Below are 24,912 nucleotides of genomic sequence, written 5' to 3' on the forward strand. Positions count from 1 at the left end.
CTCAGGTCATGCACCCCTCAGGCGCTCACTTGCCGCCGCGCAGCTGCGTCAGCTGTGCCTGCGTCTCGTTCCACAGGTCCATGCCCACCTGCGTCGCGACGCCCGCGTTCACGCGCGTCAGCTTGTCGCGCATGCGGGCGGTTTCGGCGGGGCTCAGTTCGTTGACGGCCATGCCCTTGGTCTTGAGCTCGGCCAGCGCCTTGGCGGCTTCGTCGCGCGTGTCCTTGCGCTCGAAGTCGCGGCTCTTCACGGCGGCCTGCTGCAGCACGGCCTGTTCGTCCTTGGACAGGCCGTCCCAGAACTTCTTCGACACCGTCACGATCCACGGGCTGTAGACGTGGTTGGTCACCGTCAGGTACTTCTGCACCTCGTAGAACTTCGCCGACAGGATGGTGTTGTACGGGTTCTCCTGGCCGTCGACCGCGTTGGTCTCCAGCGCCGTGAAGAGCTCAGAGTACGGCAGCGGCACCGCGTTCGCGCCCAACTGCTTGAAGCTGTCCAGGAACACGCTGTTCTGCATCACGCGCAGCTTGATGCCGTTCAGGTCTTCCAGCTTGTTGACCGCGTGCTTGCTGTTGGTCAGGTTGCGGAAGCCGTTCTCCCAGTAGACGAGGCCGACCAGGCCCTTGTCGGTGAGCTTGGCCTTGACCTTGTCGCCGACCGGACCGTCCAGCAGCGCGTCAGCCTCGCGGACGTTGTTGACCAGGAAGGGCGTGTCCCACAGCGCCATCTCCTTGGCGATGCCGACCAGCGTCGCGGTCGAGCCGACCATCATCTCCTGCGCGCCGCCGATGAGCGCCTGCTGCATCTGCGTGTCCGGTCCGAGCGCTGCACCGCCGATCGCGCGGATCTTCATCTTGCCGCCGGAGAGCTTCGCGACCTCGTCGGCGAAGACCTTGACCGCGCGGCCCTGGTTGCTGTTCTCGGCCAGGCCGTAGCCGAAGCGGATCAGGCGCGGCTTGATGTCGGCGGCCTGCGCGGGCAGCGCGGCGGCCAGCATCGCGGCGCTCAGCGCCGTCGCGGCGGCCAGGATCTTGCGGCGGGTATTCAGGCTCTTCAGGCTCATGCTTGTCTCCTTGGGGGAACGGGTCTCGACGGGAATCCCGACGGTCTCAGCGCATCCATTTGACGGGCGCGGTCACGAGTTCGGGGAACGCGGTGAACATCACGAGGATCAGCGTATACGTGATGAGGAAAGGGTTCACGCCCTTGATCACCTGGTGCATCGACAGCCGGCCGACGCCGGCCACGACGTTGAGCACCGTGCCCACCGGCGGCGTGATCAGCCCGATGGCGCCGTTGAGCACGAACATCAGGCCGAAGTACACGGGATCGATGCCCGCCTTGACGGCGATCGGCAGCATCACCGGGGCGAAGATCAGGATCGTCGGCGTCAGGTCCAGCGCGGTGCCGATGACCACGAGGATCAGCATCATCAGCGCCATCAGCAGACGCGGCGAGTCGATCAGCCCGCCGAGCCAGCCGGTCAGCACGCCCGGCAGGTCGGCCAGCGTGATCATGTAGCTCGCGACCTGCGCGCCGGCGCACAGGAACATCACGATCGCCGTCGTCTTGGCCGCGCGGACCAGCACGCCGTGGAGGTCGCGCAGGCTCATCTCGCGGTGCACGACGAAGCTGATCACCAGCGCGTAGAAAGCGGCCACGACGGCGGCCTCGGTGGGCGTGAAGACGCCAGTCTTCATGCCGCCGATGATGATCAGCGGCATCAGCAGCGCAAAGAACGCCTTGGCGGTGGCCTTGAGCCGGTCGGCCATCGGCAGCGGTGTGCCCGGCGGCAGGTCGATCTTGCGCAGCTGCAGTTTCCACGCGATCAGCAGGCCCAGTCCCATCACCAGGCCCGGCACGATGCCGGAGATGAAGAGCGCGGAGATGGAGGTGTTGGTCGTCACGCCGTAGATCACGAAAGGCATCGACGGCGGGATGATGGGCGCGATGATGCCGCCCGAGGCGATCAGGCCGGCGGAGGTCGCCATCGGATAGCCGTGGCGCTGCATCATCGGCAGCAGGATGGTGGCGAGCGCGGCGGTGTCGGCCAGCGCCGAGCCGCTCATGCTGGCCATGAGCACGGCGGCGCCGATCGCGACGAAGCCCAGTCCGCCGCGGATGTGGCCGACCCAGGCCTGCGCCATCTGGATGATGCGCCGGCTGATGCCGCCGGCGTTCATCAGCTCGCCGGCGAGGATGAAGAACGGGACGGCCAGCAGCGGGAAGCTGTCGATGCCCGCGACGAGGTTCTGCGCGAGCAGCTGGGTGTCCCAGAAGTCGAGCGACCAGGCCATGCCGGCGCCGGTCAGCACCAGCGCGAAGGCCATCGGGATGCCGAGGCCCATCAGCAGCAGCATGCCGGCGGAGAAGACGATGAAGGCGAGTGCTTCGTTGCTCATGATGGATGCGCCCTGCCCTTATTCGATGTCCGACTCGTGCTCGAGATCGAGCGGCCGGTTGCGGATCAGTTCCCACAGCGCCATGACGGCGATGGCGATGCAGGACAGCAGCGCGGGCAGCGGGAGCAGCGCGTTGGAGTAGCCCAGCACGACCGACTGGCTGTCCAGGCCGACGACGACCTGCTGCCAGGCGCCCCATGCCACCAGTCCCGCCGCGAAGATCACCGCGATGCGGATCAGCGCCGTGATGGCGCGCAGGGCCGCGGGCTTCTTGCGCAAGGGCAGCAGCAGGCTGGTGAAGGCCATGTGCTCGCCGAGCGGATACGCGGCGGTGGCGCCGATGAACACCATCCAGACGAAGAGCAGGCGCGAGAGTTCCTCGCTCGCGTTGATGCCGCTGCCGAAGCCGTAGCGCAGCACGACGTTGATGAACACGGCGAGCGCCATCACGCCCAGGCACAGCGCCATCGCGGCTTCGCTGAGGGTCTGCAGGCGGGAGCGGCGCGCGGGAGTCGCCGAAGCGGCGGGAGCGTCCGATGCGGGGGGCGTCATGGTCCGGTCTCCTGATTGTTTTTCGGGGTCAGCAGGGCAAGCGCCAGATCGACCTGTTCCGCCAGGGTCAGCGTCGCGGGGACGGTGACGACGCCGGGCTCGCCGATGGGCGATTCCAGCGTGGCGAACTGGCTGTCGACCAGCGTGGTCGAGAAGAAATGTCGATCGGCGCGATCGGCGACGCGCTGGAGCGCGAGCGCCCTATCGATGTCGATGAACACGAAGCGCAGCGCCGGGCACGCGCGGCGAAGCCGATCGCGGTAGGCGCGCTTGAGCGCGGAGCAGCTGAGGACGACCGGCGACCGCTCGGCGAGCATCTGCCCGAGCCGTTCCAGCCAACCCCAGCGGTCCTCATCGGTGAGCGGCTGACCGGCCTGCATCTTGGCGATCGACACCGGCGCGTGGTGCGCGTCGCCTTCGATGAAGGGCCAGTCGAGCGATCGGGCGAGCGCCTGTCCGACGCTGGTCTTGCCGCAGCCGGCAACGCCCATCACGACGATGGCGCGCGCGGAGATCGAGGCGGCGGTGACGGTCGGCGAAGTCATTGGATAGCGCTATCCCGAAGTCTGAAAAGAGACGGCGATCGGATGAACCGGGGTCGCCGTCGAGTCCTCGTCGCACAGGGAAGCAGACGGGATAGCGCTATCTTAGGTGGTGCATGGGGGCACCAAATCAGGGATTACGCGGAGCAAGCGGCCGTCAGCGCCGCAAGTGCTCGCAGGCTTTGACCTTAATCGGCGACGAGCCAGTTTCGCAATAGCAGTATCAAGGCAGCGGTGCCGACGAGCAGTACGAAAACAGCGCCGGACTTCAGAAATCCGATGCGTTCCCGGCGCTGCCGCTCATCCAACTTGGCAATATCACCCACGTCGCCCTTTGCACTTGAGTGGGTCGACAGCAGTCGACTCATATCAAGGGAAAATCCCCGACCTATTGGAAACAGGCTCCGAACTGCCCCCACGAGGGCAGCAATTACAAGACAGAAGGCCAACGAGGTCAGAGCAGCAGAGATCATGGCCATCACCGTTCTCCGTCTCACCTATAAATCCAGCCTCCGCCGGAAGGGGTGCAGAGGCGTAGCGTCGTCTTAGATGATGCACATAGACATCACAGCAAACTATTGAACCGCAAATGCTTCGCCGACCAGGGGATTCGGCGACATCTGAAAACACAAGTGACAAGGCTTATTCTTCCCCAACCAATGATGCATCTGAACCAAAAAAGCCTCTGTCAAATCAAAAACTATTGTTCGATCTAAATTTAAAAGCAGTTCGGCATGGTCGAGAATGATAACCAATCCAGGAAGCTTCCTCGAAAGAGAGATCATATCGTCGAGCAGGCGAATCCAGTGCTCTTCACCGTATGGCGCGTTTTCTGCATCAATTGCCAAGGCGACTACTTCGCATGTCGACATCGAACTTCCCGAAATCTTCCGGCAATCAATGTAAGCACACCGAATCCCCGCATCGAGAAGCTCCTCTCTAATTTCCATTAAATCATCAGAGACTTCATGTGCTTCTACAAAATGAACGCAAGCAGAAGTCGATCTTACAACATCGATATAACCTCTCATAACTTCCTTCAATCTTTGGGGTGACCAGCCTCGAACCTAGTCCATCTTAGCGGCTGAGCCGTCGTCGCCTTATAGTGATCGAGAGACACCCAGAAAACGGTAGGGTATTTTGGAGAGAAAGCGATTCGAACGGCACCCGCTTCAGCCAGTCCAAGATCGTAGATTTGATAGAGCGGGCCTGACGCACGGGGAAGCTGAACCTTCGGATCATTGAATTGCAGCCATTCACGGACATCTGCCGTTCCGGCTGCAATTTCCTGAGTTCTAAACCATACTCGTCGCTCTTCATCGCTTCCAAAGAAGCGATTCTTAAACTCTTCAGTGGCCGCAAATGGGTGGTCAATATCAGGATACTCGTAGCCCCACATCGGCTCCTTTGGGCCGCCACGAAGACCATTTCTTCCCCCATGGCCCGGACCCGCTTGATTAAACAGATAAGCAAACGCCGAGCTTCGCGCACCTACCCAGAAATCCCCCCCGGCAGCCGCGCTGATCGCTCCTCCAACTAGAGCATTCGAAATCGTATTAGCAATGAGGTACTGAAGCCTACTATCCGCCTTAATTTCAAAGCCACTATGCGCCCACATAGTGGACGCCGCCCCAGACAGAGCACCCGATCCGCAATTACTTTTATTCGCCACGCTCTCAATACATCCCCAAGCAGCATGAGCAGCAACATTGCTCTGATAGCTGGTAAACGTATCGCCAATGAATTTATTTGCATAAGCCGAAATTCCGGCAAAAGCTCCTGCCCGAATATTTTGTTCGATCGAATTCCCAGCAAAGCCGGACCATTCCGCCGCACCAATGGCGGCACAAACGGGAGCCAGCCCATTGCAATAGGTCGACAACACGCCGATGGCAATCGAGCCGATTTGATACCCCACTTTATTACGTGCAACTGTTCGATACGTCCAATACTGCAACGGGTCGCTCATCGAGGTGAGAAAGAAATTCGAGAAGAAGCTTCCTGGCCCAAACGTCTTCCCACCGGTAAAGACGTCGCTGAACTTGAAGTATCCGGTCGGATCCGTGCACGTCATCGGATTGCTCGAGCAATATCCGTAGCGCTGGTAATCCTGCAAATTGGCATGCGATTGAATGAACGGATCCGGCTGCAGGAACACACCCAGATTCGAATCAAACAAGCGGCCGTTCATGTGCACGATGCCAACGTCGTCCAGATGCTCGTGCCCGGTGAAACCGCGATCGGTAGCACCTGCTGCGGTGCCATTCCAGTCGATGACAATGTTCCCGAAGTCGTCGTAGCGGCCGTTGACGTAGCGGCGCTTGCCGAACGGGTCATAGGCATAGCGCGCCGTCACCGCACCAGTCTGGTCCGTCGTCGCAACGATGCTGCCGAGATGGTCCTTGTGCCAGTACTCCAGCTTGCCCGCGGACACGCTGGTCAACACCGACGGTTGGGTCTGGCCAGCAGCCAGTGCGGGCAATACACCGGACGTCACCACGACCAGCGTCGACGAGCCCGTCGAGATGTAGTGGCGATTCAGATCGCCACCGGTCCCGCCGGTCTCGCGCTCGAAGCCGAGTCCGCCCTGGTTGTCCGGGTGCAGGTACCAGGTCGTGCGCGTCGTGCCACCGGTCGTCCGCGTCTCGCGTATACGCGCGGTCGACTCGTCGTACTGCCATTGGTAGCGTGTACCGCTGCCCTGCAGGCCATCCTGACCGTCAGGCAGGTTGAAACTCGTGTAGCGGATGGACGAGTACTTCGCACCGCCCGCGCTCAACAGGTTGCCCGCGTCGTCGTAGACGTAGCTGCCGCCGGTCGAGCCGAGCACCTGCTGCACCGCGTGCGGACGCACCGACGTCGGTCCTTGCGCGCCGTAGACGAAGCCCGCCGCGTCACTCTTGGACAGCATCATCCCGAGCGCGTTGTAGGTCATCGTCACCGTGCGGCTGCCGTTGGGCACGCCGTTGGCAGCCACCGTGTACGACGTCAATCGATTCAACGCATCGCCATACACGAAGGTCTCGGTGACCTTTTCCAACACGGATCCGCTGCTGTTGTCGACACGCTGGATCAGATTGCCCTGCACGTCCCAGTAGTGCTCCCGGTCCACGGCCTGTCCAGCGCCGCCAGTGCCGGAAACCAGCAAGTACAACTGACCGGTGACCTCGTCGACCGTGTGGGTCTCAGCGACACCGTTCTGCAGCTGTTCCGAGACGACACCGCCCCAGGCAGTCTTCGCCTTTGCTTCCCAGAGCACCGTGCCTGCCGGCAGCGACGTGCTGCCTGCCTGCACAGCGGTGGCCAGTGACAGCTTGTTCAGGAATCCGCCAGCCGTATAGCCATAGCTGACCTGCAGGCCGCTCGGGTACGTCTGCGTGGCCGGGCGGCCAGTGGCTGCTTCGTAGCTCAGCGCGGTCGCCATCGACGGCCCGCCCATCACGTCCGAGCGACTGCCGATCGGTCGGCCCATGCCGTCATAGCCGTAGCGTTTGACCAGCCCGTGATTGGTCCGCACTTCACAGAGTCGACCGTTGCCGCAGGCCACATTCGAGGCGTCCGAGTCGTAGTACCAGGAGCTCGCATACTCCGGCATCGCGCGCAAGGTCATCCGGCCCAGCTTGTCGTAGACCATCGTCGTCGACGTGTTGTTCTTCAACTGGTTGGCGTTGCGCTGCGCCACCATCTGACCGAGCGCGTCGAAGGCATAGCTGCTCGCCCCCGCATCCGGATCGTTCATCGACACCTTGCGACCCGCGAGGTCGTAGCCGGCCACGATGCGGTTCTGCAGCGCGTCCTTGGACTCGATCAGGTTGCCGAACGCGTCATGCTGATGCGCCAGCGTCGCGCCGGCCGGGTCAGTGACGCGCACCGTCTGTCCGTTTACGTTCCGTTCCTCGACCTTGCGCAGCTCGCGCCCGCCTTCGGCAACGGTGATCGTGGTGACGGTCAGGCCGTTGTATTCGAAGCGGACCTGCGCCGCAGCACCCGAACCGAAATCGCCGAAGTTGCCGGTCACGGTGCCCTTCGCGTTGCGGACGAGCACCTCCGTCGGTCTGCCGAGCCGGTCGTAGGTGGTACGTGACGCGCCTCGGACATCCGCCTTGTCCTGACGCGATGCGCGAAGTGCCAGGAAATACGGCTGGCTTTCCAGCACCTTGGCGCCGAACTCGTCGTAGACCGTGTCCTTGACGACCAGGCGCGCATTGGCGCTCTGCCCTGCACCGTCGAAGCTCTCCGCGGCCGAGCGGATCTCACGTCCCAGCGCGTCGCTGTAGACCCGCGTGTACGGGCCCATCTTCTGATCCACGTTGTTGCGCGGCTCGCTGTGCACCAGCGTCCAGGCGCCCTCAGGCTTGTCCGTCAACGACAGCCCCGCGCATTCCGGCGAGTTGCTGCTCGTGTCGACACTCGGACCGACCAGGCAATAGAAGATGACCGTCTTCGTATCGTCGGCGCGGATCTCTTTCGTCTTTCGCCCGAAGTCGTCCACCACCCATTTTGTCGTCAGCTGGTTGGGGCCCTTGGACCAAGTGACGACGCCGAAGCGAGGGTCGTATCGCCGCACCTCATTGTGTCCCGCCGCATTCACGAGCGTGTAGGCGAAGAGCTTTTCCGCAGACGACACCGGCGAGCCGTTGATCTCCGTCGACCCAGTAGGAGGCACGACGAAGCTCACGCTCGACGAGCGTATCGTGAACAACGCCGTCCCGCTCGCATTCGCGCAGTTCGCGATCTGCGTGCTGGTGCGATTGCCCTTGTCGTCGTAGCCGTGCGTCGTCTTCGTGCACTGCTGCGGGTTGTCGGGCTCGACGGTCTCCGTGTCGACCAGACCGTCCGCGCGGTACGTGATCGCGCTGGTCCGGCTGTAGCTGTAGGGATTCGCCGGTGTCTGCGCCAGCACGGCCGGCACCATCGCCACCGCGCCCAGCACCGCCATCGTCCAGCGCGCCATCTGACGCGCCACTGCTGTCTTGTTCGAGTACGTCATGGCTCAGTCCTCCAGCAGCAGGTTGAGGATGACGCTCATCACCGCAGGCGGCACTGGCAGATTCCCCGGTCTCGCTCCTGAGGTCGCACTGGCATTCGGCGCAGGACCCGCGTCTGTCGGCAGGCTCGCCAGGCTGTTCGGCACCGTGTTCGTGATCGTCGATCGCGACAGCCGGCTCAGTTGCCACTTGCAGCTCGTGTCCGAGCTGCACGCGGTGTTCGCGGCCTGGTAGTCGTAATCGTTGACCACCGTCTTGATGAAGGTCTGCGCGAGGCCGCGGGTCATCGTGCCCGTCGTCGTCGTGTCGATCCGAACCAGGTCGAAGCGGTCGTTGTAGCCGTTGCGGATCTCGATCGTCGGCAGCGGTGCGCCGTTGAGGTCGTTGGACACCTGCGCGCTGCGCAGCTGGAACGGCCGGCTGATCTTCGTCGTCGGATCGAGCACGCAATGAGCGCCGCTCGCCGCCGCGGCATCGCGCTGGGCCTGGGTCGTGTCCATGTGGCAGTAGGTGTTGACGCTGCGACTCAGCACCAAACCAGTCGCGTTCCACGCGCCCGTGCGTGTCTCCGACACCGCCGGTGCCCCCAGGTAGGGATTCGCCAGCAAGGACTCGGTCACCGTCGTGATCCAGCCGCCGTCAGCGCCCTGCGTCGATCGCCTGACCTCCCGGAAGCCGAGACCGCCGCGACCGGCCACTTCCGCCTTCATGCCCGCATACGCATGCTCGACGACCGAAGGACGGCCGGAGACCGTCGTCTGGGAACTCAAGGTGATCGCCACCCAACCAGGCAACGCCACGTCGATGATGGGCCACACCGCCTGCTTGGCCGCATTGCCGCGATCGCTGACATAGCGTCCGTCGCTGGCGGTCATGGCGCCGTAGATCACCGAAGTCGACAGACCATTGCCGCCCTTGACCGCGACCAGCAGCTCCGCCGGCCTCGCGTCGCTCACGCCCAGCAGCTTGTTGTCCGTGTTCGCCGCAGTCAGGTCGGGCGCGTTCTTCGAGATGCGCAGCAGCTCGATCACGCCGTTGCCGCGGAAGTCGCCCGGCACGAGCTCGTAGGTACCGTCGCTGTGCTGCAGTTGCAGGCCCGCCATGTCGCCCAGCGAGGTCGACGAGGTGAACGTGCCGTCGCCGTTGGAGAGATAGATCCGGTTGTTGCCCGGGCTGTCATGCCAGCGCAGCACGTCGTCCTTGCCGTCGCCATTCAGGTCGAGCACGAGGAAGTTGAAGTTCTGACTGACGACCTCCGCGTAGTTGGTGCTCAGCCCATCGGGAATCGAGAAGCCGGACGCATAACGGTAAGTCCCGTCGCCCATGCCCGCCGCCAGCATGTTGGTCGTCCCGGTGTTGCCGGGGTACAGGCAGTCCGGGCGGCCGTCGCCGTTGAAGTCGAGGGGACGCGAGCAGCCCTGATCGTTGGGCGTCATCACGAAGTTGCCATTGCCCAGCGAGCGCCAGGTGCTCAACCAGCCGGGCACGCCGACGAAAGTCAGGTCCGCCAGGCCATCCGCATCGACGTCACGCACGTTGTCGGAGGAACCCATCCCTCCCGGCGGCGAATACACCGCCTGATTGACGATCGACGCATCGGTCTTCTCGATGAAGCTGCCGTCGGTGCGTTGCAGGAAGACGCGCGTGCAGCCCGTGCACTGGACGCGTTCCTCCGGCGGCGTCGCTCCGGCTTGGGGATCCTCGGGCAGCGCCTCGGCCAGGGTCGTGGTGACGATGTCCAGCCGCCCGTCGCCGTCCATGTCGATCAGGTAATAGGTCGCTCCGGGCGTCCAGCCTTGACCGACGCGCGGGTTCTCCTGGCAGAAGGGATCACCTCCGCCCAACGCCAGCAAGCCACCGTCGTACCAGGTGCCCTCCGCCAGCTTCGGACCCAGCGCCGCGCTCTGGCCGCAGTAGGTTTGCGTGGTGGTCTTGGCCTTCCGGCGAGCGAACGGGATCGCCGCGCCGCTCGGCAGCGTCAGCGCGCGCGGCGTGAAGTTGCCATTGCCGTCGTTGATCAGGAACTCACCGCCAGAGGCCCGCGCGCACGCGGCACCGGCGGCATTGGTCGTGTGGTCGATCCGGACGATGTCCGGGATGCCGTCGCCGTTGACGTCGGCCACCAGCGACGTCGTGCAGCCATCCGGCGTCTGCAGCGGACGCGCGGTACCACCTATGGTCAAGGTCCCGGGCTGGAAGCTGCCGTCGCCCTGGCTGAGCCAGAGCTTGTTCTCCGTTGTCGTCTGCGACCAGCGCAGCAGGTCGGACTTGCCGTCCACGTTGAAGTCGCCGACCAGCACGCCGTACTGCCCGTTGACCGAGGCCAGGCGTTCGCGCTTCAGGTTGAAGGCTGAGACCTCGCCGCGCGCGGCGTCGTAGCCGTCCGTGTACGTGAACTCGGTCGCCGGCAGGCATCGGGTGCTGCTCGCGTCTCCGGCGCACTCGGTGATCTTCTGAAGCCGCGAGCGGCCGTTCTTCGGATTCGTCTGCTGATCCAGCTTCAGCGTCTTCACGGCGATGGCGCCGCTCACGTCGCCCATCGTCGTCGAGGGCGCATTCACGTAAGTCGTGATCGTCTTGAGCAGATCGACGTCGACGTTCTTCACGCCGTGGTGATAGCTCTCCGACGCGTCGCGCGGCAACGCCGTCGACGGACGCGGCGCGTAGCCGAAGACCACCTTGTTGAGTCCGTACTGGATCTCGCGGATCTTCCACGTCCGGCCGTTGCCCGGCAGGTTGATCGAGTTGGAGGAGCCCCAGACCGGCGCCCCTTGCTCGTACTTGTAGTCGATGAAGTTCCCGGACACGTCGGACAGGCGGCCGACAGCCCAGACCATCGCCGTCGAACTCCCTTGCGCCAGGACCAGCGCCGAACCGCCGACTCCGCCAGGGGTCGCGCCGTAGTCGAAGATCTGCCCCGCCTTGGTCCACACCCGGAAGTAGCCCGGCCCGCTGGCCGCATCGCCCGACGTCGCCTGCCCATACGCGCGGATGCGGGCGAAGCTGTCCTTCTCCGTCCGGTATTCGCGGAAGCCCGACGCGAGTCCCGTGGCATCACCGCCCTGTGTGGACAAGGCCAGTCCCGTCGACGGATCGACCCGGATCAGTCGTTGGCCATCCAGGCAGAGCCGGTCGTCGACGCCGAAGGTCACCGGCACCAGCTTGCCGTCGAGTGCCTTGGTGCCCGGGCAGCGGCTGATCGCCGACAGGCCCTGGATCGCCCACCCCGCGCCCGGTGCGCCGTTGCCGCCGCTGCTGAACATCAACCCCAGCTGCGGTGCCAGCCCCGCGACGCCCGGAGGCACCGCGATCGGCTGCGAGTAGGTGGGCATGCCGTTGTCGTTGACCTCGAGCGCGTTTGCCGCACCTGGCAGCAGCACCGTCAGTGCCGCGAGCACCAGCGGTGCCCAAGGGGCAGCAAGCGTCAGACGAGCAAGCGTGCGAGCGCGCGGCGCGCGACCCATCCCGCCTGCGGCGGGCCGAAGAATGGCGTTCAAGTGATCCTCCCGGCCGCGTTGCTGGCCCGGGCGGGCTCGCGGCTCATGTCGAATTGGTTTCGCGGGAGTATCGCTTCGGTTTTTCCGTCATTTCACGACAACGGGGTCAGGTGTTACCCCAATGCGGCCGTCATCGACGCGTCACAGGCGCAGTGGCTCCCGGCCGATCGATGGTCGGGGTCTGCCCCGGCACCCTCAGCAGGAGGACAGCGCTATCCTCCCGACCAATGAGTTCTGCCCCCGCCTCCAAACGCCGCCGCGCCACCGGCCGCGCCACGCTGCAAGACGTCGCGCTTGCCGCCGGCGTCAGCCCGATCACCGCCTCTCGCGCGTTGCGCGGCGAGCGCAGCGTCGCCACGGAGCTGGTCGAGCGCGTCACCGCCGCCGTCGCGCAACTCGGCTACGTGCCGGATCCCGCCGCGCGCGCCCTCGCCTCGTCGCGCAGCAACCAGGTCGTGGTGCTGATCCCGCTGCTGTCGAATGCGCTGTTCGTGGACCTGCTCGACGCGGCGCAGCGCACGCTGCTCGCCGCCGGCTACCAGAGCCTGATCGGCGTCACCCATTACCACCCGGAGGAGGAGGAAGCGCTGCTGCGCACCTACCTCATGAACCGGCCCGCCGGGCTGCTCGTCACCGGCTTCGACCGCACGGACGCCTCGCGCGCCCTGCTCCAGGGCAGCGGCGTGCCTTGCGTGCATGTGATGGAGAACCGCAGCGGCAGTGACGCCGGCAGCGGCTTGCATTCGGTCGGCTTCTCGCAGCAGGCGGCCGGCCATGCGATGACCGCCGAACTCGTCCGTCGCGGTTACCGCCGGATCGCCTTCGCCGCCGCGCAGCTGGATCCGCGCACCTTGCAGCGCGCCGAGGGCTATCGCGCGGCGCTGGGCGCGGCGCACGATCCGGCGCTGGAGTTCATGGATGCCGCACCGTCATCGCTGGCGCTGGGCGCGACGATGTTCGAACGGGTGCTGAGCGAAGCCCCCGACGTCGATGCGATCTTCTTCAACAACGATGACCTGGCGCAAGGCGCGCTGCTGCAGGCGCTGCGCCAGGGCATCCACGTGCCGGAGCGCGTGGCCGTCGTCGGCTTCAACGACCTGACCGGCGGCGACCAGATGCTGCCGCCGCTGAGCACGGTGCGGACACCGAGACGGGAGATCGGTCTGGAGGCCGCCCGCATGCTCATCGCACTGATGCGCAACGAGGCCGTCCCGGAGGCCTGCATCGACCTCGGCTTCCAGCTGGTCCTGCGCGAGAGCTGCTGAGCCGTGTGCTCAGACGGGCGGCACTGCCGGCCGCTCGGTCACCAGCAGATGCCGGCGAGGCGCCCAGAACGCGCTGACGTCGACCAGGCCGAACGGATGCTGCGTCTCCAGCCGGATCAGCGGCAACCCTTGCCGGCCGCGACCATTGGCCACCAGCGGCATCAGCACCTGCCGGCGGGACCGCGGCGCCACATCGATCCAGCCGTTCCCGGCCGGCATCGCGGTCGAGCCGAGCGTCACGGCGATGTCCCACCGCGAGCGGCCGGCGGGATTGGTCACGTCGAGCGCCACCATCACCCGGTCCCCGGCAAAGCACGGCAGCGGCGCGGCGCAGCGCAGTTCGAGGCCTCTGAGCGTCTCGACGCCGTGCCACAGGCAACCCAGCGCGGCCAGGAGCAGCAGCGCGCCGACCGTCGCCGACTCCAGCGATTGCGCCGCCGCGCCCAGCATCAGCAGCGGCACGGCGCAGGCGAGCATCGCGAAGAACAAGGGCGTGGGCGCGATGTGGAGGTCGCGCAGACGCAGGACGGTGTGGTCCTGGTCCCTGGCCTTGAAGTCGGCATCGTTGGCCGCCTGACTGGCGACGCGCGGCGCGGCAACTGGCGGCGCGGACGCCGACCGGCGTCCGGGGGTCGATGAAGAACGGCGCAGCAGCGCGATCGGCGGATTGGGCGGCGACAGGGACACGGGGAGAGGCGGCAGAGCGCGTTGAAGACGATGCCGCTAATCTGCCCGCCGCCCTTGAGAGGCACCACAGCCTCAACAAGTCATCCCGTTACGTCGACCAACCTATTGTTGCAAGTTCAGTCCGCGATTCCAGGCGTCGGCGTGACGGGCATCACGACCGGGTGATCCGTGCCGTTCGAGGGCGTCGCACCGGCGTCCGCCGCCGAGAACACCTTGCGGCCGCGCACCAGGTACGAATAGATCACCGGCACCACCACCAGCGTCAGGATCGTCGACGTGATCACGCCGCCGATGATCGCGCGGCCCATCGGCGCCTGGATCTCGCCGCCCTCGTTGAGCGCGATCGCCATCGGCAGCATGCCGAACACCATCGCCGCCGTCGTCATGATGATGGGACGCATCCGGATCAGGCCCGCCTGCAGCAGCGCCTCGGGCACCGACAGGTCCTGGTCCTTGCGCAGGTGGTTGGTGAAGTCGACCAGCAGGATGGCGTTCTTCGTCACCAGGCCCATCAGCATCACCAGGCCGATCATCGAGAAGATGTTCAGCGTGGTCTTCCACAGCAGCAGCGCCACCATGACGCCGATCAAGGCCAGCGGCAGCGAGGCCATGATCGCGATCGGCTGCACGAAGCTGCCGAACTGGCTGGCCAGCACGATGTAGATGAAGATCAGCGCCAGACCCATCGCGATCATCAGGCCGTTGAAGGCCTCCGCCTGCTGCTTGCCGTCGCCGTCGACCATGAAGCTGATGCCCGGGGGCAGCTGCGTCTCCTTGATCAGCTTCTGCACGTCGGCGTTGACGTCGCCGCCCGGACGTCCCTGCACGCCGGCATACACCGCCTCGCGGCGCTGCAGGTTCTGGCGGCGGATGACCTCGGGGTTGAACACCGGCTCGATGGTCGCGACCTGTTCCAGCGAGATCGGCGAGCCGTCCTTCGCGAAGGCCACCGGCAGGTTGCGCATCTGCTCGATGCTCTGGCGCTGCGCCTTGGGCAGGCGCAGCAGCACCTCGACCTGGTTGCCGTCGGGCGTGGTCCAGTAGGTCGCGATGTCGCCGTTGACGTAGGCGCGCAGCGACGAGGCCACCTGCACCGCGTTCAGTCCGAGCTCGCGCACCGCGTTGTCGCGCAGCTTGACCGCGAAGGCCGGCAGGCCGGGCTTGACCGTGGTGTCGACGTCGACGGCGCCCTTGATCTTCTTGACCTTCTCGGCGAAGTCCTTGGCCACCTGCGTCAGCACTTCCGGATCCGAGCCGAGGATGGTCACCCACACCGGCCGGTTGAAGCCCACGCTGACCTCGACGCCGGGGATGCGCGCGATCTCGGCGCGGATCGCGTCCTCGACCTGCGTCTGCGAGCGCTTGCGCAGCTTGCGGTCGACCAGCGCGATGTCCAGGTTGGCCTGGTTGCGGCCGGTCGCCAGGCCCTCGCCGCTGCTGCCGACGACGGTCGCCACGGTCTTGATCTCCGGGAAGGTCGCGAGGATCTCCTCGACCTGCCGCACCTTGGCCTCGCCGCGCTCCAGGCTGGTGGCCACCGGCATGCGCAGCGTCAGGTGGGTGAAGCCCTGGTCGATCTGCGGCTGGAACTCGCTGCCCACCGCCGGCACCAGCAGGATCGCCAGCACGAAGCTGCCGACGCCCGACCACGCGACGATGCCGCGCGGCGTGATCGTCGCCATGCGCAGTCGGCGCGGCTGGTCCTTCAGGCGCTGCTTGTCGGTCCCGAACGGGCGACCGAAGGCGGGCAGCGGGATCCGGAAGCGGCGCGGCGAGAACACCCAGCGCAGCGTCTTCTCGTAGACCGTGTGCAGCACGTCCATGCCGGCGTCGGTGGCGCGGATCAGGTGGCCGATGACGGGCACCTTCTTGACGTAGGTGCTGGGCGGATCGGGCCACACCGACGACAGCATCGGATCGAGCGTGAAGCTGACGAAGAGCGACACCAGCACCGCCACCGCGACGGTGATGCCGAAGGGATAGAAGAACTTGCCGACGATGCCGCCCATGAAGGCGACGGGCACGAACACCGCGCAGATCGCGAAGGTCGTGGCCATGACGGCCAGGCCGATCTCGTTGGTGCCGTCCTTGGCCGCGCTGTGGTGGTCCTTGCCCATGCCGACGTGGCGCACGATGTTCTCGCGCACGACGATCGCATCGTCGATCAGCAAACCGATGCACAGGCTGAGCGCCATCATCGTCATGAAGTTCAGCGTGAAGCCGAAGGCGTAGATCGCGATGAAGCTGGAGATCACCGAGATCGGCAGCGTCAGCCCGGTGATGATGGTCGAGCGCCAGCTGTGCAGGAACAGGAACACGATGGCGATCGTCAGCAGCGCGCCTTCGACCAGCGTGTGGCGCAGGCCGTCGAGCGAGTGCTTCACGAAGTCGCTGTTGACGTAGACCAGGCGCAGCTCCATGTCCTTGGGCAGCGACTTGCGCAGCTCCTCGACGGCGGCCTTCACCGCCTCGCCGGTCTGGACGATGTTGGCGTCCTGCTGCTTGAAGATGTTGAAGGTGACCGCCGGCTGGCCGTTGATGCGGGCGATGGAATCGAGCTCGCGCTCGCGCTCGCTCAAGGTACCCAGGTCGCCGAGCGTCAGCGCCAGGTCGCCGCGGCGCGCCACGACGACGTTCACGAACTGCTTCGGGTCCTTGACCTTGCCCTCGACGCGCAGCATCGCGTCGTCGTAGCGGTTGGAGATCAGGCCCACCGGCGCGTCGGTGTTGGCCGCGTTCAGCGCGGTGGAGATTTCCGCCGGGGTGATGTTGTAGGCGCGCAGGCGCGTCGGGTCGAGGTCGATGCGGACCTCGCGCACGGCCATGCCGCCGACGTCCACCTTGGCCACGCCTTCGACGCGGCCCAGGCGCTTGGAGACGTTCAGGTCCGCCAGCATCGACAGCTCGCGCAGCGTGCGGTTGGAGCTCATCAGCGCCGCCACGATGATGGGCTGCGCGTTCTCGCCCTGGAAGCGCTGCACCATCGGCGGCTTCACTTCACGCGGGAACTGCGCCTGCGCGATCGCGACGCGGTCGCGGATCTCCTGCATGCCGCGGTTCATGTCGGCGCTCAGCGAGAACTCGACCGAGGTCTGCACGCGGCCTTCGAAGCTGCGCGACTGCACGCGCTCCACGCCGGCGATGGTGTTGAGCGCTTCCTCCAGCGGCTTGGCCACTTCGCGCTCGACGGCCTCGGGCGAGGCGCCCGGGTACTGAATGTCGATCTGCGCGCCGGGGAAGGTGATGTCGGGCGACTGCTCGACGCCCAGCTTGGAATAGGCGACCAGCCCCAGCACGCACAGCGCGACCATGACCATGGTGGCGAAGACGGGGTTGCGGATCGAGACGCGGGTCATCCACATGGGAAGCTCCTCGGCGGAAGTTGTTGTTGTTGTGTTTACTGGGCGGCGCTGCCGCTGGCGGCGGCGCTGGCCACGCTGGCCTTCGGAACGCGGATCTCGGCGCGCTCCCCTTCCTTGAGATTGTCGAAGCGCGCGCCCAGCACCTGCGACTGCGGCGTCACGCCGGCGAGGATCTCGACGCGGCCCTCACGCGGATCGCGGCGGCCCGTGGTCACGATGCGGCGCACGAGCGTGCCCTTCTCGATCAACCAGACGTGTTCCTGTCCGGACACCGCGCCGATCGCGGTCACCGGCACCGTCAGGCGCTGCTTGTCGTCGGTCAGCTCGACGCGGGCGACCGCGTACTGGCCGGCGCGGAAGCGCTCGCCGGGGTTGTCCAGCGACAGGGTCACACCGATCGAGCGGGTGCCCGGCTCGGCGGCCGGCGAGATGCGCGCGATGCGGGCCGTGACCGGGTCGTCGAAGCCTTCGATGCGGAGCTGCACCGTCATGCCGGGCGACAGCTTGCTGACCTCGTGCATGCCGACCAGCCCGGCCAGTTCCAGCTTGGACAGGTCGACGATGGTCAGCACCGGTTGTTCGGCGGCCACCTTCTCGCCGGGCAGCGTGTGCCGCTTGGAGACGATGCCGTTGATCGGCGAGACCAGCGCGGCCTGGCGCAGCAGCACCTCGCTCGTGCCGAGCTGCGCCTTGGCCGACAGCATCTGGCCCTTCGCCGATTCGAGCTGGGCGCGGGAGTTGTCCAGCGCCGTCGGCGCGATGAAGTTCTGCGCCGCCAGGCCCTGGTTGGCCTTGTACTGGCGCTCGGACTGCTCGTACATGGCCTGCATGGCCTCGACGCTGGCGTTGCGCTCGGCGACCTTGTGGCGCAGCTCCTCCAGGTCCAGCTGACCCAGCGACTGGCCGGCCTGCACGCGGCTGCCTTCGGCGACCGCGAGGCGGTCCAGGCTGCCCGAGGCCTTGGCGCGGACGATCACCGTGTTCGGCGCGACCAGCGGGCCGGAGAACTCGATGACGCCGGGCATCGCGGCCATCGTGGGCTTGACGATCTCGCCGGCCTGGAACTCCAGGGCGGGTTTGGCCTCGTCCTTCTTCGCGGCGGGCGCGCTGCCCCCGCTCGTGGCATACACGCCGGCGCCGGCCGCCAGGACCGCCACCGCCACACCACCCAACCACCATTGCTTGCGCATGATCTCCCCCATCCGTCGACACGGGATCACCCAGTTGATGATCCTTGAATGCGGCGGAGTGTAGGAATCCCCAAATTGATGCGAAGGCCGTACGCGACGAATTGCAGATTGCGCGTCATGGCCTGCTTTTCTCCGGGACTGAAATTGGCGCGACGGAGGACGGACTGCAGGTCGGCCCGATGAAATGACATCGACGGTCGATGGCGCGCACTCGGAAACCGCTGAGTTTTCCTCTCTCAGCAGACTCGCACTGATAGCGTCATACCGCGCTCAACGGATCCCGCTTCGCGCAGCGCCAATGGCTCCACGCGCCGACGAGCGCGAAGACCGATGCCGCCCAGAAACACGCGGCGTACCCATGACTTTCGGCCAGCCAGGCGCCGCCCAGGCTGCCGAGCACGCCCGACACGCCATAGCCCAGCACCGCGTAGAGCGCCTGCCCGCGGCCTTGCAGACGACCGGGGAAGTAGCGCCCGATCAGGCCGATGCAGGCCGTGTGCTGCGCCGCGAAAGTCACCGCATGGCAGCACTGCAGCACCACCATCGCGGCGAGGCTGGCGCCCAGCCAGGCCGTGCCGGCCAGCCGCAGCGCCGCCAGCAGCGCGGCGGCGACCAGCCAGTGGTGCAGGTGGTGCTGCCGCACCCAGCGCCCCTGGAACGCGAACCAGCAGATCTCCGCCGCCACCGACACCGCCCACAGCGCCCCCACCTGCCCCTTGCCGTAACCGAGCCGGTCCAGGTAGAGGCTGTAGAACGCGTAGATCGCCGTGTGCGCGAGCACGGTGAAGAACATGCCGAGGAAGAACCAGCCGACCTCGGGCCGGCGCAGCGTGTCGGCGATGGAGACCGGCTCGGCGGCATCGTGATGGACGGCGGCGCGCCTGGGCAGCCGCCAGGCGGCGATGACGAGGGTCGTCAGCCCGACGACGATGGTCCACGGGAACACCGACATCCCCGCCCAGTCGAACCACCAGCCGCCGCCGACGACGGTCGCCAGGAAACCGACCGAGCCCCACAGCCGGACGCGTCCGTAGCGCTTCGGATCCATGCCGCCGCTGGCGGAGAGCTCATGCGCGATCAAGGCCTCGTTGAGCGGTGTCACGCAGGCGTTGAAGAAGTACATCAGGAAGACGACCAGCGTCAGCCCGATGACCGGCGCGGCGCCGGAGGTCGAGGCCGAAGCGGTGGGGACCAGCAGCAGTCCGAGCGCGCTGATCCAGCAGGCCACCGATGCCGCCCGGATGAGCTCGACGCGCCTGCCGCTGCGATCGGCCACCAGGCCCCAGAGATAAGGCGCGAACAGCCGCGTCCAGCTCTGCATCGACACCAGCAGCCCGATCGCGACGACCGGCAGGCCGAGGGACTTGTACCAGAGCGGCGCGAACGGGTTGAACAACCCGATGCTGCCGTAATAGGCGCAGCCGAGCAGCGCGCTGGCGCGCAGCACGCGGCGGCTGTCAGCCACCTTCAGGCTCCGTCTGGACGCTGGCCCGCGATGGCGGGGATCGGCAGTTCGACGTCCGCGCACTGCGCGCGGTCCATCAGCACGTGGTCGATGACGACCAGCGCCAGCATCGCCTCGGCGATCGGCGTGGCGCGGATGCCGACGCAGGGATCGTGGCGGCCGAAGGTCTCGACCGTGGTCGGTTCGCCGGCGCGGTTGATCGACGCCTTCGGCGTCCTGATCGAACTGGTCGGCTTGATCGCGATCGACACGCGCAGGTCCTGGCCGCTGGAGATGCCGCCCAGCACGCCGCCGGCGTTGTTGCTGGCGAAACCCTGGGGCGTCAGTTCGTCGCCATGCTGGCTGCCGCGCTGGCGCACGCTGTCGAAGCCGGCGCCGATCTCGACGCCCTTCACCGCGTTGATGCCCATCATCGCGTACGCGATGTCGGCGTCGAGCTTGTCGAACAGCGGCTGGCCCAGACCGGCCGGCATGCCGGTGGCCTCGACCATCAGCCGCGCGCCGACGGAGTCCCCGTCCTTGCGCAACGCATCCATGTAGTCCTCGAGCGCCTGGATCTGCGAGGCATTCGCGGCGAAGAACGGGTTCTGGCCGACATGCTCCCAGCCCTCGAAGGCGAGGTCGATCTCGCCGAGCGCGGTCATGCAGCCGCGGAAGCCGACGCCGAGTTCCTGCTTCAGCCATTTGCGGGCCACGGCGCCGGCCGCCACCATCGGCGCGGTCAGGCGCGCCGACGACCGGCCGCCGCCGCGCGGATCGCGCAGGCCGTACTTGCGCCAGTAGGTGTAGTCGGCGTGGCCCGGGCGGAAGGTGTCGAGGATGTTCCCGTAGTCCTTGCTGCGCTGGTCCACGTTGCGGATCAGCAGGCAGATCGGCGTGCCGGTGGTCAGGCCCTCGTAGACGCCGGACAGGATCTCGACCTGGTCGGGCTCCTGGCGCTGCGTCACGTGGCGCGAGGTGCCGGGGCGGCGGCGGTCCAGCTCGGGCTGGATGTCCTCGACCGACAGCGCCAGACCCGGCGGGCAGCCGTCGATCACGCAGCCGATGGCCGGACCGTGGCTCTCGCCGAAGTTGGTGACGCGAAACAAGCTGCCGAAAGTGCTGCCGGACATCTGGGAACCTGCCGAGGCGGGAGAAACCGAAGCCGTCGATTCTACGAGCGGCCCCTGCGCTCCCGACTCGTCATGCGCCCCGTCTCCGACCTTTCGACCTCATTAAGCGGTCAACTCAGCGCTCGACGATGACGATGCGTCGGAACCGGCGTCGCCATCGACGCGCAGGGTGGCATCAGCGCCGGCATCGGCCAGCAGATCGACGCTGACCCCTGCCCCGACCCCGGTCGCCGATTCGCCCCGCGCGATGCGCGCCTGCGCCTCGGGATCGCGCTCGAACACCGCGATCGATTCGACGTGGGCCGTGTGCGGGAACATGTTCACCGCACCCGCCTTGACGCAGCGGTAGCCGGCCACATGGACCAGCAGCCCCGCGTCGCGCGCCAGCGTCGACGGCGCGCACGACACGTAGACGATGCGCTCCGGCGGCGTCCAGCCAGGCGCCAGCGACGGGTCCTTGATCAGGTCCGCCAGCGCCTTCACCAGCGCGAAGGCGCCTTCGCGCGGCGGATCGATCAACCAGCGGTCGGCCACGCCGTCGGCGGCCAGTTGCTGCGGCGTCATCTCGAACAGGTTGCGGGCGACGAAGCTCGCCTTCTGATCAAGGCCGTTGCGCACCGCGTTCTCGCGCGAACGCTGCACCAGCGCCTCGCTGCCTTCAATGCCCAGCACCTCGCGCGCCTGCGTGGCCAGCGGCAGCGTGAAGTTGCCGAGGCCGCAGAACCAGTCGATGACGCGCTCGCCCTGCTGCACGCCCAGCAAGCGCAGCGCGCGCCCCACCAGCACCGTGTTGATGTGGTGGTTGACCTGCGTGAAGTCGGTCGGCTTGAACGGCATCAGCACGCCGAACTCGGGCAGCGTGTAGGCGAGCTCAGGGCCGCCCGCGTCGAGCAGATGCACCGTATCCGGCCCCTTGGGCTGCAGCCACCATTGCACGCCATGCTCCGCCGCGAACGCGCGCAGCTTGGCGATGTCGCCCGGGCTCAGCGGTTCCAGGTGGCGCAGCACCAGCGCGATGACCTGCGTGCCGTCGGTATCGCCGATGGCGAGCTCGATCTGCGGCAGCCGCTCGCGCGCGTCCATCGCGCCGACCAGATCGCGCAGCGGCATCAGCATCGCGCTGATCTTCTCGGGCAGCACCTTGCAGACCTGCATGTCGGCGATGTAGCGGCTCTTGCGCTCATGGAAGCCGACCAGCACCTGGCCCTTCTTCGGTACGTAGCGCACCGACAGGCGAGCGCGATAGCGGTAGCCGGTGGCGGGTCCTTCGATCGGACGCAGCAGCGTCTCGGCCTTGACCTTGCCGAGGTGCCAGAGGTTGTCCTCGAGGACGCGCTGCTTCACCGCGACCTGGGCCCCCGGATGCAGATGCTGCATCTTGCAGCCGCCGCAGGCGCCGGGGTGCAGGCCGAAGTGCGGACAGACGGGACGCACGCGCTGCGAACTCTCGCGACGCATCGCGACCAGCACGGCCTGCTCCCACTTGTTCTTCTTGCGGCCGACGGAGACCTGGACTTCCTCGCCGGGCAAGGCGCCCTCGATGAACACCACCTTGCCTTCGCTGTTGTGGGCGACGCCCTGCGCTTCAAGGTCCAGCGAGTCGACCTTCAGCCATTCCGATACATCAGTCATGGGGGCGCATTATCCCAGCGCCCCGCACGCCGATCCCGAGGACCGACCTCAGAAGATCGAATCGCGGCTGATGCCCTGCCGCATCATGTTGCGCTTGAGCTTGGCCAGCGCCTCGATCTGGATCTGGCGGATGCGCTCGCGCGTCAGGCTGAGCCGCACGGCGAGGATGTCGAGCGTCTCGGGCTCGCGGTCCGCGAGGCCGTAGCGACCGGCGAGCACCTCGCGCTCGCGGTCGCTGAGCGAGGCCAGCCCGCCCTTGAGCAGGTCCTCGAGTTCGTGGCTCAGGCGATGTCCCGCGGGATCGACCGCCTGCTCGTCCGCGACCAGGTCCAGCATCGATTCGCCGCCTTCGCCGTTGCGATCGACCGGTGAATCCAGCGAGCTCGGCAGCTCCGCGTAGGCCAGCAGTTCGGCGACTTCCTGGACCGGCCGTCCGAGCGCCTGCGCGACGTCCTCGGCGCGTACGCCGCCTTCTCCGCCGCGTTGTGCCGCCAGCGACTCCAGCGCGCGACGCGCCTTCAGCACCTGATTGAGCTCGCGCACGATGTGCACCGGCAGCCGGACCAGCCGCGCCTGGTGCATCAGCGCGCGCTCCACCGCCTGGCGGATCCACCAGCTGGCGTAGGTCGAGAAACGGAAGCCGCGCTCGGGCTCGAACTTGCCGATCGCGTGCATGAGGCCGAGGTTGCCTTCCTCGATGAGATCGCTCATCGGCAGGCCGCGGCCCAGATAGTTCTTGGCGATGCTGACGACCAGGCGCAGGTTGTGCTCGATCATCGCCTGGCGCGCCTCGAAGTCGCCGGCACGCGCCTTCACGGCGGTGTCGTACTCCTCCTGCGGCGTCAGCAGCGGCGTGCGCCGGATGTCGCGCAGGTAGGCCTGCAGGGCGTTGGTGGCGTCGCCGTCGGCGGGGCCGAGATCGCCCTTGCCGGACTTGGCCTTGCTCTTGCCGTCTTCCGACTCGACGCCGCGCAGGACGCGGACGTCATCGTCGTCGTCGGTGGCGGGCTCGGCCGCACCGGGCGCGTCGGCATCGTCACGCAGGGCGAGTTCGCGCTCGCCGTCAGGGTGGTCGTGGCCGTCGTGAGGCTCACGGCCGTCGTCGGGTGCCGGGTCATGCGCGGCATCGTGGCCGGTGTCATGGGCGGCCTCATGGGCGGCCTCATGGCCCTCCGCCGACAACTCGGGCGGCAGCTTGAACCGGCCGGGATGAACGGGGCGGTCCAGGCCGTCGGGCAGAAGTCCGTCAGTCGAAGAGGCGCGATGCAATGTCATGTTGCGGCGCCTCCTTGAGCGCCTCTAGCGCGCGGGCAACAACTTGGACGGATCGATCGGCTTGCCTTGCTTGCGCACTTCGAAGTGCAGCTTCACCGAATCCGCGTCGCTGGAACCCATCTCGGCGATCTTCTGGCCCTTGCGCACCACCTGGTCTTCCTTGACCAGCAGTGTCTGGTTGTGCGCGTAGGCCGTCAGATAGTTCGTGCTGTGCTTGATGATGATCATGTTGCCGTATCCGCGCAACCCCGCGCCCGCATACATCACGCGGCCATCGGCGGCGGCGAAGACCGGATCGCCGGCCTTGCCGGAGAAGGCCATGCCCTTGTTGCGGACCTCGTCGAAGCCGGCCGCCACCGCGCCGGACGCGGGCCAGCCCCAGCTGATGTCGTCGTCGTCCTTGGTGGCGACAGGTGTTGCCGGCGCTGCCGGCACCGTGGCGGCACTGGCCGGCGCCGAGGCCGCGGCGGTCGTCGTCGCCGGAGCCGGGGACTTGCCATCCAGCGGACGCGTCTCCACCTTGGAGGTCGCCAGCGGGCGGGTCGTCGCCGCATTCGGGTCGAGGCCCGGCGGAATCACGCGCAAGACCTGACCCACCTCGATGAGGTTGGGGTTGTCCATGCCGTTCCATCTGGCCACCTCGCGCCAGCCCTGGCCGTTGTCCATCGCGATGCGGATCAGCGTGTCACCGGGCTTGACGGTGTAGTAGCCGGGCTTGCCGGCGTTCTCGGCGCCGGGCAGGGGTTTCGATTCCGGGGCCGGCGTCACCGCCGTGCCGGGAATGGCGGGCGCGGTCGCCTTGCCGACGGGACGATCTTCCACAGGCGCACGGTGCGGGGTGTTCTGGCAGCCCGACAGCGCGAGCACCGCCACGGAGACCCAGAGCAGCGGGGAACGGAAGAGTTGTTGCATGCGCGAAGTTGTCATATGGAAAGCCGAA

The 24,912-nt window shown here is 66.7% G+C and carries 17 protein-coding genes; 1 reads left to right on the forward strand and 16 read right to left on the reverse strand.

Translation table 11 applies throughout. The annotated features are described in order from the left end of the window. Positions 1–25: 25 nt before the first annotated feature. The 8 genes from ABE85_RS08590 to ABE85_RS08620 form a co-directional block, all read right to left on the reverse strand. Positions 26–1,066 (reverse strand): TRAP transporter substrate-binding protein, encoded by a 1,041-nt coding sequence (locus tag ABE85_RS08590; RefSeq protein WP_067272668.1) that lies wholly within the window; start codon positions 1,064–1,066, stop codon positions 26–28. A gap of 46 nt (positions 1,067–1,112) precedes the next feature. After that, a complete protein-coding gene (locus tag ABE85_RS08595; RefSeq protein ID WP_067272672.1) occupies positions 1,113–2,405 on the reverse strand; it encodes a TRAP transporter large permease in 1,293 nt (430 codons plus the stop codon). 18 nt (positions 2,406–2,423) lie between these two features. Then, positions 2,424–2,957, reverse strand: a complete 534-nt coding sequence (locus tag ABE85_RS08600) for a TRAP transporter small permease (RefSeq protein WP_067272675.1) — start codon at positions 2,955–2,957, stop codon at positions 2,424–2,426. Continuing rightward, positions 2,954–3,448 (reverse strand): gluconokinase, encoded by a 495-nt coding sequence (locus ABE85_RS08605; RefSeq protein WP_082938999.1) that lies wholly within the window; start codon positions 3,446–3,448, stop codon positions 2,954–2,956. Before ABE85_RS08605 ends, ABE85_RS08600 begins: the two co-directional genes overlap by 4 nt. Before the next feature lie 239 nt (positions 3,449–3,687). Continuing rightward, positions 3,688–3,978: a hypothetical protein gene (locus ABE85_RS08610; protein WP_067272687.1), complete on the reverse strand. Its 291-nt coding sequence runs from the start codon at positions 3,976–3,978 to the stop codon at positions 3,688–3,690. 96 nt (positions 3,979–4,074) lie between these two features. Continuing rightward, positions 4,075–4,530: a hypothetical protein gene (locus ABE85_RS27455; RefSeq protein WP_157522107.1), complete on the reverse strand. Its 456-nt coding sequence runs from the start codon at positions 4,528–4,530 to the stop codon at positions 4,075–4,077. A gap of 8 nt (positions 4,531–4,538) precedes the next feature. After that, positions 4,539–8,489: an RHS repeat domain-containing protein gene (locus tag ABE85_RS08615; protein ID WP_067272693.1), complete on the reverse strand. Its 3,951-nt coding sequence runs from the start codon at positions 8,487–8,489 to the stop codon at positions 4,539–4,541. A gap of 3 nt (positions 8,490–8,492) precedes the next feature. After that, positions 8,493–11,984 (reverse strand): FG-GAP-like repeat-containing protein, encoded by a 3,492-nt coding sequence (locus tag ABE85_RS08620; RefSeq protein ID WP_157522110.1) that lies wholly within the window; start codon positions 11,982–11,984, stop codon positions 8,493–8,495. Between the two features lie 227 nt (positions 11,985–12,211). Between ABE85_RS08620 and ABE85_RS08625 the strand changes: the two genes are divergently transcribed. Next, a complete protein-coding gene (locus ABE85_RS08625) occupies positions 12,212–13,249 on the forward strand; it encodes a LacI family DNA-binding transcriptional regulator (protein ID WP_067272700.1) in 1,038 nt (345 codons plus the stop codon). Positions 13,250–13,258: 9 nt separating this feature from the next. On the opposite strand, the gene ABE85_RS08630 is transcribed toward ABE85_RS08625, so the two are convergent. The 8 genes from ABE85_RS08630 to ABE85_RS08665 form a co-directional block, all read right to left on the reverse strand. Then, positions 13,259–13,936, reverse strand: a complete 678-nt coding sequence (locus ABE85_RS08630) for a hypothetical protein (protein ID WP_067272703.1) — start codon at positions 13,934–13,936, stop codon at positions 13,259–13,261. 116 nt (positions 13,937–14,052) lie between these two features. Further along, positions 14,053–17,298: an efflux RND transporter permease subunit gene (locus ABE85_RS08635; RefSeq protein ID WP_082938448.1), complete on the reverse strand. Its 3,246-nt coding sequence runs from the start codon at positions 17,296–17,298 to the stop codon at positions 14,053–14,055. A gap of 35 nt (positions 17,299–17,333) precedes the next feature. Then, positions 17,334–18,488: an efflux RND transporter periplasmic adaptor subunit gene (locus ABE85_RS08640; protein ID WP_067282212.1), complete on the reverse strand. Its 1,155-nt coding sequence runs from the start codon at positions 18,486–18,488 to the stop codon at positions 17,334–17,336. Positions 18,489–18,747: 259 nt separating this feature from the next. After that, positions 18,748–19,953, reverse strand: a complete 1,206-nt coding sequence (locus ABE85_RS08645; RefSeq protein WP_231993262.1) for an MFS transporter — start codon at positions 19,951–19,953, stop codon at positions 18,748–18,750. 2 nt (positions 19,954–19,955) lie between these two features. Next, positions 19,956–21,065, reverse strand: a complete 1,110-nt coding sequence (aroC, locus tag ABE85_RS08650) for a chorismate synthase (RefSeq protein ID WP_067272706.1) — start codon at positions 21,063–21,065, stop codon at positions 19,956–19,958. 102 nt (positions 21,066–21,167) lie between these two features. Further along, on the reverse strand, positions 21,168–22,697 hold the full coding sequence (rlmD, locus tag ABE85_RS08655; RefSeq protein WP_082938449.1) for a 23S rRNA (uracil(1939)-C(5))-methyltransferase RlmD: 1,530 nt from the start codon (positions 22,695–22,697) through the stop codon (positions 21,168–21,170). Positions 22,698–22,745: 48 nt separating this feature from the next. Beyond that, positions 22,746–23,972 carry an RNA polymerase sigma factor RpoS gene (gene rpoS, locus ABE85_RS08660; RefSeq protein WP_082938450.1) on the reverse strand — a complete coding sequence of 409 codons (1,227 nt, stop codon included), beginning with the start codon at positions 23,970–23,972 and terminating at the stop codon, positions 22,746–22,748. 24 nt (positions 23,973–23,996) lie between these two features. Further along, positions 23,997–24,884 carry a peptidoglycan DD-metalloendopeptidase family protein gene (locus ABE85_RS08665; protein ID WP_067272709.1) on the reverse strand — a complete coding sequence of 296 codons (888 nt, stop codon included), beginning with the start codon at positions 24,882–24,884 and terminating at the stop codon, positions 23,997–23,999. Positions 24,885–24,912 lie beyond the last annotated feature (28 nt).

Source organism: Mitsuaria sp. 7 (assembly GCF_001653795.1).
Taxonomy (GTDB): Bacteria; Pseudomonadota; Gammaproteobacteria; order Burkholderiales; family Burkholderiaceae_C; genus Roseateles.

What these genes read in the sequence shown, in the direction of transcription:
- ABE85_RS08605 (WP_082938999.1), bottom strand. Translation starts at nt 3,448, where the DNA reads ATGGGCGTTGCCGGCTGCGGCAAGACCAGCGTCGGACAGGCGCTCGCC.
- ABE85_RS08625 (WP_067272700.1), top strand. Translation starts at nt 12,212, where the DNA reads ATGAGTTCTGCCCCCGCCTCCAAACGCCGCCGCGCCACCGGCCGCGCC.
- ABE85_RS08665 (WP_067272709.1), bottom strand. Translation starts at nt 24,884, where the DNA reads ATGCAACAACTCTTCCGTTCCCCGCTGCTCTGGGTCTCCGTGGCGGTG.
- aroC (WP_067272706.1), bottom strand. Translation starts at nt 21,065, where the DNA reads ATGTCCGGCAGCACTTTCGGCAGCTTGTTTCGCGTCACCAACTTCGGC.
- ABE85_RS27455 (WP_157522107.1), bottom strand. Translation starts at nt 4,530, where the DNA reads ATGAGAGGTTATATCGATGTTGTAAGATCGACTTCTGCTTGCGTTCAT.
- ABE85_RS08610 (WP_067272687.1), bottom strand. Translation starts at nt 3,978, where the DNA reads ATGGCCATGATCTCTGCTGCTCTGACCTCGTTGGCCTTCTGTCTTGTA.
- ABE85_RS08635 (WP_082938448.1), bottom strand. Translation starts at nt 17,298, where the DNA reads ATGTGGATGACCCGCGTCTCGATCCGCAACCCCGTCTTCGCCACCATG.
- rlmD (WP_082938449.1), bottom strand. Translation starts at nt 22,697, where the DNA reads ATGACTGATGTATCGGAATGGCTGAAGGTCGACTCGCTGGACCTTGAA.
- ABE85_RS08590 (WP_067272668.1), bottom strand. Translation starts at nt 1,066, where the DNA reads ATGAGCCTGAAGAGCCTGAATACCCGCCGCAAGATCCTGGCCGCCGCG.
- ABE85_RS08615 (WP_067272693.1), bottom strand. Translation starts at nt 8,489, where the DNA reads ATGACGTACTCGAACAAGACAGCAGTGGCGCGTCAGATGGCGCGCTGG.
- ABE85_RS08640 (WP_067282212.1), bottom strand. Translation starts at nt 18,488, where the DNA reads ATGCGCAAGCAATGGTGGTTGGGTGGTGTGGCGGTGGCGGTCCTGGCG.
- ABE85_RS08595 (WP_067272672.1), bottom strand. Translation starts at nt 2,405, where the DNA reads ATGAGCAACGAAGCACTCGCCTTCATCGTCTTCTCCGCCGGCATGCTG.
- ABE85_RS08600 (WP_067272675.1), bottom strand. Translation starts at nt 2,957, where the DNA reads ATGACGCCCCCCGCATCGGACGCTCCCGCCGCTTCGGCGACTCCCGCG.
- rpoS (WP_082938450.1), bottom strand. Translation starts at nt 23,972, where the DNA reads ATGACATTGCATCGCGCCTCTTCGACTGACGGACTTCTGCCCGACGGC.